This window comes from Streptomyces sp. NPDC019443, from assembly GCF_044389785.1.
Taxonomy (GTDB): domain Bacteria; phylum Actinomycetota; class Actinomycetes; order Streptomycetales; family Streptomycetaceae; genus Streptomyces.
Genome location: NZ_JBIRYJ010000001.1, coordinates 1,175,123 through 1,189,685, shown reverse-complemented (window position 1 = coordinate 1,189,685; position 14,563 = coordinate 1,175,123). Strand labels below are relative to the sequence as shown.

Here is a 14,563-nt window from a genome sequence, read left to right as displayed (position 1 = left end):
ACGGACTACACTCGTGGCGCACTTCGGCCGAGGGGCCGACACCGGGGCTACGGGGGCGGGCGTATGAGCGATCTGGTGCGGTTCGAGACGCGGGACGGCTCGGCAATGATCGTGGAGGTCGAGGACACCGCGCCGGGGCTGGAGAACGTTTCGCGCGACGACAACGGCGTACTGGAGGCCGGCCGACGTCTCGACCAGATCCTTTCCGGAGCCCGGCCGACCATCGAAGCGGTGCTCGGGCTGCTGAGGGGACTGGCGCCCGACGAGTACGAAGTCGAGTTCGGCATCAAGCTCAACGCCGAGGCGGGTGTCGTGGTCGCCAAGACCGCCACCGAGGGTCACTTCAATGTGCGCCTCGCCTGGCAGCGGTCCGAACGGCGGGAGGCTGACGGGCCTGCCGGTGCCGCCGGGACAACCGGCTCGCGTGCTCCCGCAGCCACCGGCTCCACCGGGCCGGAGTGACCCGTCATGGTGCTCTGGGAGAAAGCACCCTGGCTGGTGAGCATCCGACGAGCGCATGACCGGGCGCCCAACGGCGCAGGTGTGCTCGTGACCGACCGTCATGTGCTGACCTGCGCCCATGTCACGGTCCCGAACAATCGGCGACAGCCGCCCGAGGGGCCCCTGTTCGTTCACTTCCACCACGCAGACCCGCACGAACCGATTCCCGCCGTCGTCGTCGAGGGCGGCTGGCACCCTCAGGACAGCGTCCTGCGGACGGGCGACCTGGCCGTACTGGAACTGCAGAACCCGCTGCCGAGAACCGCCGTCGTCGCGCCCCTGGTATCCACCGAAAATGGCGTCTGGGGCCACCGCTTCCATGTGTACGGCTACCCGGAGGGCGACCACAGAGCGGGCGGCGTATCCGCGAACGGCACGATCAGCGGGCGCGCGGGGCCGGACTGGATCCAGCTCGAGTCGACGTCCACGCTCGGCCATGGTCTGGCTCCCGGTTTCTCCGGTTCGCCCGTGTGGGACATCACGCTCGGGGGTGTCATCGGCATCGTCGCCGCCCGTGACAAGCCCGGTGAGAAGCACGATCCCAGGACCGGGTACGCGATCCCCGTGGAAGCGCTCGCTGGATTCTGGCCGCCGCTTCGGGAGTTGATCCGCGAGCCGGTCGCGGAGGAACAGCGCGCCGAGGTCGAGAACCTGCTGGCGCTGGCGCTGCGGCCGGACGGAGAGCTGCCCAAGATCCGCGACGTCCGCATCTACGACATCGGCGTGACGCCCTCCAAGAATCTCGCACGCGACCCGGACCCGCCGTATGTGCCCCGGCAGAACGAAGACGGGCTCCTCGAAAGCGCCTTGGACACCGAGCCGTTCATCCTGCTGGCCGGGGACTCCAAGGCCGGCAAGTCCCGCACTCTGATCGAACTGCTGCGTCGCGCGTGCCCGGACGCCCGGCTGATCGTTCCCAAGGACACTCCTTCGGCGCCCGGCGACCTGGGCAGGTTGTCACTGCCCACCGGCGGGGACCGCGCGGTGCTCTGGCTCGACGACATCCACGAGTACCTGCGGCCGGGCGGCGTCGACCTGAAGGTCCTCGAGGCCTTCGCACGGCACCAGCCGGCCGTCACCGTGGTCGCCACGATCACGTCCGAGGCGTACAGCCGGCTCAAGGCCCCCAAGGGGGAGGTGAATCGCGCGGCACGCCAGGTGCTCGGCAGGGTGACGCCGATCATTCTGCCCCGTCTGCTGCGCGACGAGGACCGACCCGAGGCACAACGCCTCTATGAGCACGAGGACTTCACCGACCGTGGCATCGGCGAGCAGATGATCGCCGCTCCCCTCCTCGAGGATCGGCTCAACGGGGGCAGGGAAGAGTGCCCCGAAGGCTGGGCCGTGGTGCGGGCCGCCGTCGACTGGCAGCGGATGGGGTGCGAGGCATCACTCACCAGAACCGCCCTGCGGCAACTCTTCGTCCACTATCTGGCGGCGGGACCGAGTCACCGGGCCGCCACGGACGCGGCCTTCGACACCTCGCTCGACTGGGCGACCAAGGACGTGGCCGGCAGCATCGCCCTGCTGAGCGAGTACCTGGGAAGCGGAGACGACGGCGAAAACCATTACGAGGCATTCGCCTATCTGCCGGGCTACGTCGACGGCCGCGGCGACCCTGAAACGACACTCGTCCCGCGCTTTGCCTGGGATTACGCGGTGCAGTACGTACCGCCAGACGACCTGCTCGGCATCGCCTTCGCCGCGTTCACCCGCGAGGAACCCGACATCGCCGTCAGCGCCCTGGAGCGCGCCCACGACAGCGCGGCACGCCGCGAAGTCATCGCCTGGGCGGCTCTGATCCTGGGCGAAGTGGCGATGCGCAACGAGGACCTCGAACGCGCCAGGACACTGCTCGAAGAAGCCCATGCCTCACAATCGCCCGACGTTGTGCCGCTGGCGCAGGTCGACCTGGCCGCCCTGTTCCAACTCGTCGGAGAGATCGAGGACGCGCGGCACATGCTGGAGTTGGCGCTCGCGTCCCGCGACCCACAAGCGGCGCCGCTGGCCCAGGCCAGTCTCGGCGGGCTGCTGCTCGCCCAGGGCGAACTCGACCGCGCACGCGAACTCCTGGAATCCGCGCTCAACTCGGGAGACCCGCAAATCGTCCCGCTCGCCGCCGCGAACCTCGGCGGACTCATCGTGCAGCGCGGTGAGATGTCGGCGGCGCGTGCACCCTCCCAGGACAAGCGCGAACCGTCCGCTCCTCCGCACACGTCACCCACCTCGCCGGGACGCCCGGGCAGCGCCGGTGGCGGACCACTGAGCCTGCCGCGCGCAGTCCGTGAATCGGCGATCTCCCAGGCCGTGCCACTCGCACAGGCGAACCTCGCCGCACTTCTGATCGACACAGGCGACCTGGAACGCGCCGGCGACCTCCTCCACGCCGCCATATCCTCCGCCAACCCCCTGGTCGTACCGCTGGCCCAGGCCAGTCTGGGCGGGCTGTTCATCCAGCAGGGCGACTTCGACCAGGCCCGCGAACTCCTCGAATCCGCCGTCCGTTCCGACAACCTCTTCGCCGCGCAGCATGCCGAGGTCACCCTCGGCTGGCTGCTGTGCCTGCAGGGCGAACTGACACAGGCCAGGGAACTCCTGGAACGCTCCCTGGGTTTCAGCAATCCGGAGGTAGTGCTGCGCGCCCGCTGCCTGCTGGGCGGAGTCCGGGCGACCGAAGGGGATCTCGAGGGCGCCGTCGAAGCACTCCAGACGGTGGTCGACTCCAGGCATCCTGGCTGGGCGGTGGCCGCCCGGGCTGATCAGGCCACCTACTGGGCACAGGCCGGCGACTACGAGCAGGCCCGCGCCGCATTCGCCGAGATCGCCGGCTCGGACCACCCCGAACAGGCCCCGCGCGCCGCCGACCTGCTCGGTGACGTGCTGGCCGCCCAGGAGGACTGGGCAGGTGCAGAGACGGCGTACAGGGAGGCCATCAACTCCGGCCACTCTGTGTGGGCCTCCATCGCTCGTATGGACCTTGCAGTGATGCTCACCAGGCTCGGCGACGAACGAGGCCTCGTCATGCTTACCCGAATCGCGGACTCCGCCGAGACGGACCAGGGCCCGCGCGCCGGGGATCTGCTGGGCGACGCGCTGGCCGCCCGGGGCGACTGGGCAGGAGCGGAAGCGGCTTATCGGAAGGCAATCGACTCCGGGCACGAGTACTGGGCCGCGGTCGCCCGCGTGGACCTCGCACTGATGCTCGCGGACATCAACGAGATTCCTCGGTCCGAGGCCCTGCTGGCCGAGGAGGTCAGGACGGAGTCGTCGCTCGCCGACATCGCCGCGAGCTTCCTGGGCATCCTGCGCATCCATCAGGGACACGCCGACGAAGGCCGTGAACTCCTCGAGCGGGCCGCTGCGTCGGACTCGGCCGAGGCTGTGGACCTGGCTGGTATCCAGCTCGCGAAGCTGGCGGCCGACGCGGGTCGGCTGGACGAAGCGGCGGCGCGTTTCCAGGCCCTGCTGGCCTCCGACAGTGGCGTCGCGACCGAGATGGCTCCGCTGGCCCGCGCCCACCTGGGCGCACTTCGGCTGCGCCAGGGCGAGGTTGACGCGGCCCTGGAACTGCTCGACGAAGCGGCCGCCTCCGACCGCCCCGATGCGGCGGCGATCGCCCTGGTGGGCCGCGGTGAGTATCTGCTGGAGGCCGGGGACACCACGGTCGCCCAGCAGTATCTGCATGCCGCACTTGACATGGACGACCCGGAAGCCTCACCCAGGGCCGTCGCGCTCATCGGAGTCGCCCTGCTCGCCGAGAACGACCTCGAGGGAGCGAGGGAGGCGCTCGCGGAGGCGCTCGCCTGCGAGGTGGCCGCGATCGAACCACTGGCCAGGCGCTACCTCGGCAGCGCGCTGGCCCAGCTCGACCGCTGGGCCGAGGCGCAGGAGGTACTGCTTCCCCTGGCCCGCTCCGACGACACGGAACACCGGCCACAAGGCCTCGTCGTACTCGGCCAGTTGGCTGTGTTGGGGGGACGGCCTGACGAGGCACAGGAGTACTTCGAGGAAGCCGCCGCCTCGGTCGACATGGACGCCAGAGCCCAGGCGCTGCTGGCACTGGAGGATTCGGGACACGCGGTCGGACACCGGCCCCCCGTGCGCGCCCTGCCACCGAGCACCAATCCCTGGGCCGAGCCTGCTCCAGAGCTCGCAGCGGGGACATCGGGCAAGGCGGACCTGACGACTGATGCCCGGGTCACAGGGGCGGCCCCTGCGGCCGCCCCTGCCCTGGGGCCGAAGGGGACGGCTTCGCTGCTCGGGCTCCCGCTCGACCTGCTCGTCCTCTTGGGTCGGGCCGCCGAAGGAGAAGGCCTGCCCGACGAAGCGCGTTACTGGTTCGACAAGGCCATCGCCGGCGACCACGGTGCGGATGACACCGTACTGCGCCGGGCAAGGACCCTCCTTGCCGAACTACCCACCGGGGCTTCGGCCGTGTCCGATCCCGGGGACAAGGACGAGGACAAGGACGGATCACGCTGACGCGAAGCGGCTCAGCTCACGGTTGAAGCGTGCCGCATCGTCGTAGAAGGGGCCGTGTACGGACGTTGCGTAGACCGACAGCGTCGCGTGGCTGTTCAGATCGAGAAGGCGCCTCGGCATCTCGGGGCGTGTAATGGCGTCCTTCGCGCCGTAGGTGACGGACATGCGCATCGGCTCGCCGAACGCCTCGCCGACCCCGTCAGCACCGACGCGGCCATAGCCGGTCGCTTCAGGTAGTGCCCGACGGTCCGCCGAACGACCGGAGTCGATGCCCTCCAGGGGACGGCCCGCCGCCCGTGAGGGCGCCAAGCCATCGGCCCGGTCGCGACCCGTTCCTGAAGATCAGCGGCAGTTCGATGTCCATCACAATCGGAAAGACCGTAGTCGGATCCGGGTGGGCGGTTGCGTGAACCGTCACCGGTACCAGGCGTTGCGCCATGGTTCTCTTCCCTTCTCGGGTGTGTCGGCCTGGGGTTACCAGACGACCGGGCCGGTCTTGTCGAAGAAGCCGCCGGTCGGGCCGTCGGCGCCGATGGCCGCCATGCGGACGATGATGTCCGCGCCCGCTTCGACCGTGTTGGTGCCCTGGTGACCGTTGAGGTCGGTGGCGGTGTAGCCGGGGTCGACGGCGTTGAACCTGATGGCCGGGTACGCCTTGGCGTACTGCGAGGTGATCATGACCAGGGCGGTCTTGGAGGAGTTGTAGTCCAGCAGCGCCACGTGGAACTCGATGCGGCCCGGGTCGGAGGTCGCCGCCAGCGAGCCCAGGCCGCTGCTGACGTTGACGACGACCGGGGCGCTGCTGGCCTCCAGGAGCGGCAGGAAGGCGTGCGTGACGCGCACGACACCGAAGACATTCGTGTCGTAGGTGGTCTGCATGTCGGACCCGGTGACCTCGCCGACCGGCTTGCCCGCACCCGCGATCCCGGCGTTGTTGATCAGGACGTCGATGCGGCCGGCGTCCTCGCGGACGAATTCGGTGGCGGCCTTGACGGAGTCCTCGTCGGTGACGTCGATCTGGACGAAGCGGGCGCCGAGCTTGGCGGCCGCCTCCCGCCCGCGCCGGGCGTCGCGTGCCCCGATGTAGACGGTGTGCCCGGCCGAGATCAGGCGGCGGGCCGTCTCGAAGCCGAGGCCCTTGTTCGCTCCGGTGATCAGTGTGGTGGTCATGCGTTCGCTCCGGTAATCGGTGGGGTGGTGATGCCTCCAGCCTCACGGCACCAGGGACGTACAGGCAGTACCCGCCTTTGCCTGTGGACTGCCAGTACCAGGCTGTTCGGGCGCGGTGGCGGGATACTGGGGGCGTGAGTGAATCCAGGGAGCTAGGCACAGCACTGCGCGGCTGGCGCGACCGGATAGCCCCCGCCACGGTCGGACTGCCCACCGGCGGTGTACGGCGGGCAGCGGGCCTTCGGCGCGAGGAACTGGCTCAGCTCGCCTGCCTGTCGGTGGACTACATCACCCGCCTCGAACAGGGCCGGGCAACCTCGCCGTCCCCGCAGGTCCTGTCCTCGCTCGCCCGCGCTCTGCGGCTGTCGGCGGCCGAGCGTGAGCATCTGTTCCTCCTCGCGGGGCAGCCGGCGCCCGGCCCCGGACAGCTGTCGGCGCACATCCCACCCGGTGTCCGGCGGCTGCTCGACCAGCTGGACGGCGCACCGCTGAGCGTGCACGACGCCGCCTGGAACCTGATCCTCTGGAACCCAATGTGGGCCGCGCTGTTCGGGGACGCGTCCTCGCTGCGCGGACGCGAGCGCAACATCGTGTGGCGGCACTTCGCCGGCCTGCCCGGCCGGGTCAGCCACACCCCTGAGCAGGAGGCCCGATTCGAGGCGGCCGTGGTCGCCGATCTCAGAGCGGCGACCGCCCGTTACCCCGCCGACGCCGGCCTGCGCTCACTGATCAAGGACCTGCGGGGCGTCAGCACCGACTTCGCACGCCTGTGGGACACCGGAATCGTCGGAGTCCACGAGACGGACACCAAGACCATCCACCACCCCGACATCGGAACGCTCACTCTCGACTGCGACGTGCTCATCGCCCCCGGCAGCGATCTGCGCATCGTCACCTACACCGCCGCGCCCAACAGCGACGCCGCCGACAAGCTCAAGCTCCTCGTCGTCATCGGCACCCAGGCCATGACCGAGGGCAGCACCCCGGCATAGAAGTCGGCGGCGAATCCGGGACGGCGGCTGCCGTGCCTCGGAGCTGAGCCGAGGTGGGGTCAGCCGCGGCGCGGACGACCACATGCGGCAGGATGGGCGATCGCGTCGGACCGGTCGGTCCGTATGTCCCGACGTGACCGCACACCCGAGAATCGAGCAGACAACAAGGTGACGAAACATCACATCCGGTGCTCTGCACCGAATGCCACCGTCAGGCCTCTCCCCCGTACGACGGGAGCAGGCCGATGAACCGGGCCCTCACGCTGCACGACCTGATCGTCGCCGGGATCGCGTTGGCCGCGGGCATCGCGGCAGGCCTGCTGCTGCGCGCGACCTTGCGATGGCTGGGAGAACGGGCGCGCAGAACGCGATGGAGCGGAGACGACTTCGTCGTCGACGCCTTGCGGACCCTGGTCCCCTGGACGGCGATAGCTGGGGGCGCGGCGGTGGCGGCCACGGTGCTTCCGCTGACCGCCAGAGTCGGACACAACGTCAATATGACGCTGACGGCGCTGCTCATCCTGGCCGCGACCCTCACGGCGGCCCGCGTGATCACCAGTCTGGTGCGGTCCCTGGCACAGTCCAGGTCGGGGGTGGCCGGATCGGCCACCATTTTCGTCAACATCACGCGCGTCGTGATTCTGGCGATGGGCTGCCTTGTCGTTCTGCAGACCCTGGGCATCTCCATCGCGCCGCTGCTCACCGCGTTGGGGGTGGGCGGTCTGGCGGTCGCTCTGGCCTTGCAGGACACCCTGGCCAATCTGTTCGCAGGCGTGCACATCCTCGCCTCGAAGACGGTGCAGCCCGGCGACTACATCCGGCTCAGCAGCGGCGAGGAGGGCTATGTCGTCGATATCAACTGGCGTAACACCGTGGTGCGTCAGCTGTCGAACAACCTTGTGATCATCCCCAACGCCCAGCTCGCCGGCACCAACATGACCAACTTCAACAGGCCGGAGCAGCAGCTGTCGATCATGGTCCAGGTGGGGGTCGGCTACGACAGCGACCTCGAGCACGTCGAGCGGGTGACGACCGAAGTCGTCGAGAACGTGATGACCGATATCACCGGCGCCGTTCCTGACCATGAACCGGCCGTCCGTTTCCACACGTTCGGGGATTCCAGGATCAACTTCACGGTAATCCTCGGGGTCGGCGAGTTCAGCGACCAGTACCGGATCAAGCACGAGTTCATCAAGCAGTTGCATCAGCGATATCGGAAGGAGGGCATCACGATTCCCGCTCCGACGCGAACCGTGACGGTACAGCAGAGGGATGCGCCTGTAGCGTTCCCGCACCAACGCGAGGCGACGGAGTCTGTGCCTTAGCGGGGCGGGCCAGGCGTACGCCGCGTACTCTCCGCACGCCGGGTCCGGCAGCGCACCTCATCGGCTCACATGGTCTCCATCTTGTAGTAGCGCCATGCCTCGGGTAGTTCCGAAAGGACGATCGCGGTCGCCGCTACGGCCAGAGCGCCCACGACGACGCGAACCACGCCGGCCGGAATGAAAATACCGTTCTTCACAGAGACTCACCTTTTCTCGACTCGTTCTTCGTTCGGACCGCCGCTCTTTCAGGAGGTAGGTCGCCGAACCCTCGTACGGGCTCTTTCAGCAGGGCGTCGACGACGGACGCGACGAGCGGCACAGCACGCGCGACGGCGTCCCGCACCGGCTCGCTGAGTCCCACCACGACATCCGGTTCTTCGCCCGTCATGCGTACCTGTGGCTCGCAGCCCAGGACGAGTACCCGCGGGAGGTGTCCGTCGCCCAGCCGCCGAGCCAGAGCAAGCACCTTTACGGGATCCATTGCGTGTGCCTCGGGCAGACCCGCCTCCGGGGGGAGGTCCGGCTCGATGACGGTGAGGGTGCCCGGTGCTTCGCCCCGGGGCGCCGCGTCGACCAGCAGTGCGGCGTCGTAGCCGTCGAGCAGCCGATAGGCCAGGTCCATGCCCCGGATGCCGAAATCCACGACGTGCACGCCCACCGGAACCGGCCACTCCCGCAGGGCGGCAATCACCTCGGGTCCGAACCCGTCGTCGGCGAGGAAGATGTTGCCGATGCCTGCGACCAGTACTCGGGAACGATGCGACACGCTCTCGTGGTCGGGACTCAGAGGTTCCACCTCCTCGGGAGTGAAGAAGAAGCGATGTCCGATCTTCCCGCTCGCTCCCAGATCCCGCCCGGGATCGTCCTGCACCAGCACAGCGAGGTGGAGCCGGCCTTCGAAGTCCTCCTCGACGGCGTCGACTTCGGCCTCACGGCCGACGAGCGCCAGGTCGAGGATGTCGGCCCTGCGCGAGGGCTTGAGTCGCACCCGGGTCCCGCGCCCCACCGTCACACCGTCCACCAGGACGGTCGTCGGAACGGCCTCATCTGCCGCGACCGGCTGTCGTCGTTGATTCATGCGTCCTCCAGCGAGGGGAAGGCCGGCGATGCGGCTGAAGGGCGGAATTCGCGGATCGCGCCGTGCAGCGCCGCCATCGCGCCGGGGTCGAGTCCGGCGCACCGGTCCAGAATCTCCCGGGCCCGGGGGTCGCAGGCTCTGGCCTCGGCCTGCTCCTCCTCGGTCAGGCTGAGCACGCTGAGCACGAGAAGCTGGTCGATCTCCGTACCGTCGAAGAGATCGCCGGGGCTTTCCGGGGCCACCGTGGGGAAGTCGTACAGGGTGATGGGGGAAGCCAGCACGGTGTGCGAGGTGTGCCCGCTCCCCTCCCCGGCGAGGACCGGCCACACACCCCGGTTGACGCACCTCGCGGCGGCCCCGCGCAGCCGCTCCGGCGGGTCCAGGAGCGAGACGAACCGGCCTTCGTCGCTGTGCAGGATCACATGGGTGGACGAGAAGGCGTACGAGGCGGCCCGCTCGCGGGCATCCCGGTCGGCGGGCTCGGGCGCCGGGCAGGCGGTGGTGTTCTCCACTCGCACGGTGAGCCTGTCAACGCCGTGCACTGTCGGCTGCGACTCAAAGGTCAGGATCCCGGTCAGCCGCCGCCAGCTCCGGATGACGCTGCCGACTCGGCACCCGGAGGAATCAGTCAAGTGCTCGGTCTGCGAGCCCTCGGGGATGTCGACGGCGGTGTTCCGGGGCCCGCCGGGAACGGTGACCGTGATCAGGGCTTCCCGTTCGGTGGCCTCCTGCCACGCGAGATGCCGTTCACCGTTGACGGTGAGTTCGTCCACCGGCTCCGGCCCGTGCGGGCCTTCGCGCACCACCTGCCGGTCCACGACCTGGAGGAACCGCAGTCGTACGGCCACCGCTCGCGGCGTGCCGCCGTGCTCCAGCAGCACCTGGGCAGTGATGGACGCGGGCTCACCGAGCACCTCGGCGCACTCGCCCCCGGGAAAGACTCCGCCGAAGGTCCAGCGTTTGGTGTTCTTGAGCGCGGATCTGCGATACGGCCACAGCAGATAGCCCTCGTACAGGCAGGTGCGGGCGATCGTGTCGACGGATGCCGTGGCAGAAGTGGCAGCGGTGACAGCAGTGTTCATGGTGCTCCTGAGCGGTCGAGCAGAGCGCGTACGGCGTCGCCGACGCTGCCCAGTGTGTGCCGTGCGCGGTAGTCGTCGAGCCGGTCGTGGATCTCCCGGGGCAGCCGTAGCCACGGTGTGGTGCCGTGGTAGCGCTCGATGAGCTCGTGCCAGAGGCCGGCGGGCATGTGGCAGAAGGTCTCCGCGGACGAGGGGACGGGAGCGGTCCGCAACATGCCACCCGGCGGCGGACCGGAAGCCTGGTAGAAGACCATGCCGTTGAAGAGGAACCCGAGAGGCACCTCACCGTCCTTGACCGCGCGCAGATACTTCGTCACGGCCAGCTCGGTCTCCGTACCGCACGGCACAAGCAGCGGCACGGACGTGCGGTCGTCGAAGGGCGGCACCTGCACGGTGGTCCGGGCCCACTGAAGCGGCCTCATGGTGCGGCTCCACTCCTCGGGAAGTCCGAAGAGCTCGGTCAGCGCCCGGTGCGCGTCCGGCGCGTACGTCCGCCGGGTCACGTCGATCCGCACCGTGGTCGTGAGAGCCATGCCCCGGACCGGTCCGCCCCCCTCCCGGGCGACCTCCAGCGTGAACCGGAGGGTCGGTACCGCCGCGAAGGGTTCCGCCTCCACGGCGGTGACCGCGAACGTCAGATCGGGACAGGCCCGGGTGACCACGGCATCCTGCTGCGATGCGGTCATGCCGGGGAGAGATTCGGCATATCGGGCATGATCGGCTCGCGGTGCCTGGCGTTGATGCCCGTGGAGCGCCGCGCGGTCGATGTGTCGTCGGGCCGGTGGCCCGGCTGGCGCTTGACAAGACCGCGGTGATTGCCGCGGCGCACCCCCGCGACGTGCGCGGCTCTGTCGGTCCGTACATCCGGCTTGCCTACGGTGATGCCCATGACGCCTCCTGGGTGTCGGGGGAAGGGCGGGTGGAAAATGCCCGGAAGAAACCGTCGACCTGCTGCCACACTTCGGGTCCCCCACCCAGCCCCTTCCAGTGTGCGCGCACCAGGGCGGCGAGGCGGTAGCAGTCGTCGAGCGGCACCAGCCAGTACTGCGGTTCATGGGAGCCGCCGCCGTGGGCGCGGTGAACCAGCAGCGCCTCGACCTCGGGAGCCATGGCGGACAGGGCGGGATGGGCTGCCTCCACTCGCGACCAGTCGGCAAGGTCGACGACGGACCGCATCAGCCCCAGAGGGCTGGGGTAGGCGGCGTTCACCAGCCCAGACGTCGCGGACCGGGTGAAGAACGCGAGGTCGACGGGAACACCGAGCCCCGCCCACACCATGTCGTCGATGCCGCAGCCCTCCAGCCGTCGCCGGGCGGTCGGCAGCAGCAGATACCGTGCTCCCCCTGCTTGCCCGCGGTCGAAGAGCAGCGAGCAGGCAGGACATGCGCAGGAGACCGTGCCCGCGCCCGGGTCGAGCAGATGCCGGTGGTCCGGCGGGATCGGTTCCGCGCACAGGTCGCACCGCTCGTCGTCGGCGCCCTCCGACGCGGTGCGCCGGGCTCGGGACGGCGTCCCTCCCTGAGCCAGTCGGCGCAGTCGGCGGGCGGCGAACGTCGGTGTCGTCATCCCGTCTCCCGGCCGGCCGTGACGGGGCTCCGGAAGAGCGAGTCCACCGGAATCAGCGCCTGGGGTTCGGAGGCCCGTACGGTCTCGATCTCGACCTGCTCGATCTCGGGAGCGTGGCCCATGACCGCGTCCCGCACGGCGGCGTCCGGCGGCTCGGCCGAACAGCCGCAGCCACCGCCGCCGCCTTCCGTCAGCCGTACGCGCGCGACGGCGCCGTCCAGGCCCAGCAGCTCGATGTCACCGTCCTTGCGCCGCAGTACGGACCGCATCTCGGCGATGGCCGCCTCGACACGGGCTGCCACTGGGTCCGGGTGGAGGTCGTGTACGAGGAGCAGATGGCCGACCAGTTCGTCGCCGGCGAGCCGTCGCACGGCCTCGGCCCCGTCCGCGAGTTGGCCCATGATCCGCCGCAGGCACTCCCCGTACAGATCCACGAGCGCTTGAACGGCGTCGTTCGCGCGGGCCGCCGCCGCGTGGTCCGGCAGGCCGCCCAGCGCGGCGAGCAGTTCTTCGAGCCTCAGCACATGGCGGCGGGCTTCTTCATCGTCCCAGGGCATGCCCCGCCTCCTAGGAGAGTGCGCCGAAGGTCGGCGAGTGGGACTGCTTCAGGGTCCGTCCGCCGCCCAGGTACATGTGCACGCCGCACGGCAGACACGGGTCGAAGCTGCGCACGGTGCGCATGATGTCGATGCCCTTGAAGTCCTCGGGGCCGTTCTCCTCGAAGATCGGGCAGCCCTGCACGGCATCCTCGTACGGCCCGGGCGTGCCGTACATGTCCCGCGGGCTGGCGTTCCACGGGGTGGGCGGGTACGGGTGATAGTTGGCGATCTTCTTGTCGCGGATCACCAGATGGTGGGAGAGGACACCGCGGACGGCCTCGTGGAAGCCGACGCCGATCGCCTCGTCGGGGACCGTGAAGTCCTGGAAGACCTTCGTGCGCCCGGCCCGTACCTCCGCGAGGGCCTTGTCCACGAAGTGAAGCGCCATCCCGGCGGCGTAGGCGACGAAGTACATACGGGCGCGGTTGCGCTCGATGGTGTTGGGGAATGCGGGCGGCTTCCACTCCAGCCGCACCTCGGGACTGCTGGGCGTCTTCGGCAGGTCGATCTCGACGCTGTGCCCGGTGGAGCGGACGTAGGGGGTGTGGACCTTGTTGGCGAGGGCGGTCGCCCACAGCCGGGCGATGGGGCCGCCGCCGGTGTCGAGGGCCAGATGGTCGCCGGTGCGCTTGTCGTACCAGCGGGGGCTCATGACCCAGCTGTAGTTGCCGCCGTCGAGATCCCGCTTCTGCGGTGCCGGAAGCGTGGTCTGGTTCCATGGATGGCGCTTGTCAACGGGGTTGCCCAGCGGGTCCTTGTCGACGAAGGTCTCCTCGGCCGTCCAGTCCTCGTAGTAGGAGCTGCCGAGCAGGATGCGCATCCCGAGGTTGATGTCGACCAGGTCGGTGGTGACCAGCTGGTTGTCGACGATAATGCCGGGGGTGACGAACATGGAGTTCCCCCAGGTGTTCATCGTCCGGTAGTCGTAGTCGACGATCTCGGGGTCCTGGAATGCGCCCCAGCATCCGAGCAGCGTCCGTCGGCGCCCGACCTCCTCATAGCCGGGCAGGGCCTCGTAGAAGAAGTCGAACACGTCGTCGTTCATGGCGACGGCCCGCTTGACGAAGTCGAGACAGCGGGTGAGCCGGACCAGGTAGTCGGTGAAGAGCTGCGGCGTGGCGACGGTACCGACCCCGCCCGGGTAGAGGGTGGAGGGGTGGACGTGCCGGCCCTCCATCAGGCAGATCATTTCCCTGGTGAGGCGGCTCATCACGAGCGCTTCCTTGTACGTCGCCCCCTCGAAGGGGTTGTACGAGCGCATGATGTCGCCGATGGTGCGATTGCCGTGCAGTTCGGCGTGCGGTGCCGGAGTGCGCTCGGCGCGTTCCCACACTCCGGGGTTGGTCTCCTTGACCATGCGTTCGCAGTAGTCGACGAAGACCATGTTGTCCTGGAAGATCGTGTGGTCGAACATGTACTCGGCGGCCTCGCCGAGGTTGATGATCCAGTCAGCGAGCGGCGGCGGCTTCACCCCGTACGCCATGTTCTGCGCGTACACCGAGCACACGGCGTGGTTGTCACCGCAGATGCCGCAGATCCGGCTGGTGATGAAGTGCGCGTCCCTCGGATCCTTGCCCTTCATGAAGACGCTGTAGCCACGGAAGATCGACGAGGTACTGCGGCACTCGACCACCTCACGGCGAGGAAAGTCGATCTTTGTATAGATGCCGAGGTTGCCAACGATCCGGGTGATGGGGTCGAAGGCGACATCGGTGAGGTCGCGTTGCTCGGGCGGAACGGTCTCACTCGACAAGGCACAGTCCTTTCG

Annotated in this window: 14 protein-coding genes; 4 read left to right on the top strand and 10 right to left on the bottom strand. The window is 69.1% G+C overall.

Going from position 1 to position 14,563, the window contains the following annotated elements; genetic code table 11:
• Positions 1–63: 63 nt before the first annotated feature.
• Together ACH492_RS05390 and ACH492_RS05385 are read left to right on the top strand one after the other, a co-directional pair.
• Positions 64–462: a CU044_2847 family protein gene (locus tag ACH492_RS05390; protein WP_398982948.1), complete on the top strand. Its 399-nt coding sequence runs from the start codon at positions 64–66 to the stop codon at positions 460–462.
• A gap of 6 nt (positions 463–468) precedes the next feature.
• On the top strand, positions 469–4,983 hold the full coding sequence (locus tag ACH492_RS05385; protein ID WP_398982946.1) for a tetratricopeptide repeat protein: 4,515 nt from the start codon (positions 469–471) through the stop codon (positions 4,981–4,983).
• Here ACH492_RS05385 and ACH492_RS05380 read toward each other — a convergent pair.
• Together ACH492_RS05380 and ACH492_RS05375 are read right to left on the bottom strand one after the other, a co-directional pair.
• A complete protein-coding gene (locus tag ACH492_RS05380; RefSeq protein WP_398982944.1) occupies positions 4,975–5,148 on the bottom strand; it encodes an alpha/beta fold hydrolase in 174 nt (57 codons plus the stop codon). The genes ACH492_RS05385 and ACH492_RS05380 overlap by 9 nt on opposite strands.
• Before the next feature lie 309 nt (positions 5,149–5,457).
• Positions 5,458–6,153: an SDR family oxidoreductase gene (locus ACH492_RS05375; RefSeq protein WP_398982942.1), complete on the bottom strand. Its 696-nt coding sequence runs from the start codon at positions 6,151–6,153 to the stop codon at positions 5,458–5,460.
• A 134-nt stretch (positions 6,154–6,287) separates the two neighbouring features.
• On the opposite strand from ACH492_RS05375, the gene ACH492_RS05370 reads away from it, so the two are divergent.
• Both ACH492_RS05370 and ACH492_RS05365 read left to right on the top strand, forming a co-directional pair.
• Positions 6,288–7,145, top strand: coding sequence for a helix-turn-helix transcriptional regulator (locus ACH492_RS05370; RefSeq protein WP_398982940.1), 858 nt, complete (start codon positions 6,288–6,290; stop codon positions 7,143–7,145).
• 245 nt (positions 7,146–7,390) lie between these two features.
• A complete protein-coding gene (locus tag ACH492_RS05365; protein ID WP_398982938.1) occupies positions 7,391–8,470 on the top strand; it encodes a mechanosensitive ion channel family protein in 1,080 nt (359 codons plus the stop codon).
• A 65-nt stretch (positions 8,471–8,535) separates the two neighbouring features.
• Here ACH492_RS05365 and ACH492_RS05360 read toward each other — a convergent pair whose 3' ends face one another.
• Genes ACH492_RS05360 through ACH492_RS05325 form a run of 8 tightly spaced genes read right to left on the bottom strand, consistent with a single transcriptional unit; the run spans position 8,536 to position 14,548 of the window.
• Complete coding sequence (locus tag ACH492_RS05360; protein WP_398982936.1) at positions 8,536–8,667, bottom strand: DUF6893 family small protein; 132 nt, start codon at positions 8,665–8,667, stop codon at positions 8,536–8,538.
• Positions 8,664–9,548: a hydrogenase maturation protease gene (locus ACH492_RS05355; protein ID WP_398982934.1), complete on the bottom strand. Its 885-nt coding sequence runs from the start codon at positions 9,546–9,548 to the stop codon at positions 8,664–8,666. The genes ACH492_RS05360 and ACH492_RS05355 overlap by 4 nt, the downstream gene beginning before the upstream one ends.
• The gene (locus ACH492_RS05350) at positions 9,545–10,630 is read right to left on the bottom strand and encodes a hypothetical protein (RefSeq protein WP_398982932.1); all 1,086 of its coding nucleotides are present in this window, start codon (positions 10,628–10,630) and stop codon (positions 9,545–9,547) included. The genes ACH492_RS05355 and ACH492_RS05350 overlap by 4 nt, the downstream gene beginning before the upstream one ends.
• Positions 10,627–11,316 (bottom strand): DUF6084 family protein, encoded by a 690-nt coding sequence (locus ACH492_RS05345; RefSeq protein ID WP_398982930.1) that lies wholly within the window; start codon positions 11,314–11,316, stop codon positions 10,627–10,629. Before ACH492_RS05345 ends, ACH492_RS05350 begins: the two co-directional genes overlap by 4 nt.
• A complete protein-coding gene (locus ACH492_RS05340; protein ID WP_398982928.1) occupies positions 11,313–11,519 on the bottom strand; it encodes a hypothetical protein in 207 nt (68 codons plus the stop codon). The genes ACH492_RS05345 and ACH492_RS05340 overlap by 4 nt, the downstream gene beginning before the upstream one ends.
• The gene (locus tag ACH492_RS05335; protein ID WP_398982926.1) at positions 11,504–12,196 is read right to left on the bottom strand and encodes a DUF5947 family protein; all 693 of its coding nucleotides are present in this window, start codon (positions 12,194–12,196) and stop codon (positions 11,504–11,506) included. The genes ACH492_RS05340 and ACH492_RS05335 overlap by 16 nt, the downstream gene beginning before the upstream one ends.
• Positions 12,193–12,753: a NifU family protein gene (locus ACH492_RS05330; RefSeq protein ID WP_398982924.1), complete on the bottom strand. Its 561-nt coding sequence runs from the start codon at positions 12,751–12,753 to the stop codon at positions 12,193–12,195. The genes ACH492_RS05335 and ACH492_RS05330 overlap by 4 nt, the downstream gene beginning before the upstream one ends.
• Before the next feature lie 10 nt (positions 12,754–12,763).
• Positions 12,764–14,548 (bottom strand): nickel-dependent hydrogenase large subunit, encoded by a 1,785-nt coding sequence (locus tag ACH492_RS05325; RefSeq protein ID WP_398982922.1) that lies wholly within the window; start codon positions 14,546–14,548, stop codon positions 12,764–12,766.
• Between the last annotated feature and the right edge of the window lie 15 nt (positions 14,549–14,563).